Genomic DNA, 276 nt, shown 5'->3' with positions numbered 1-276 from the left:
CAGGTAGCGGTCGCTGGGGCGGTCCATGACCGCCGAGATCACGCGCAGGATGCGCCAGTCGTCGGGCAGGTGGGCCGAGACGATGTCCAGCATCAGGGGGCCGGCGTCATCGCTGATCCGGCAGGCGTCGCGATAGGCCAGGCGCGCGGCGGCGGCACGCTCGTCCGACATGCGGCTGACCCACTCCGACAGCTTGGGCAGGCACGAGCGGGTGATGGCCGACAGTTGCAGCCACATGGCCAGCTGCTCGGGGTCGCAGATCGAGCGCACGCTGTC

1 pseudogene is annotated in these 276 nt (G+C 70.7%); it reads right to left on the bottom strand.

Annotation, left to right across the window (positions count from 1 at the left end):
- Positions 1-276 (bottom strand): annotated as a pseudogene (locus EIK80_RS25875) (hypothetical protein); the annotation flags it as partial.

Source organism: Caulobacter sp. 602-1 (assembly GCF_003931565.1).
GTDB lineage: Bacteria > Pseudomonadota > Alphaproteobacteria > Caulobacterales > Caulobacteraceae > Caulobacter.
The sequence above is the reverse complement of the archived record's forward strand: the minus strand, read 5'-3'. Positions and strand labels throughout refer to the sequence as shown.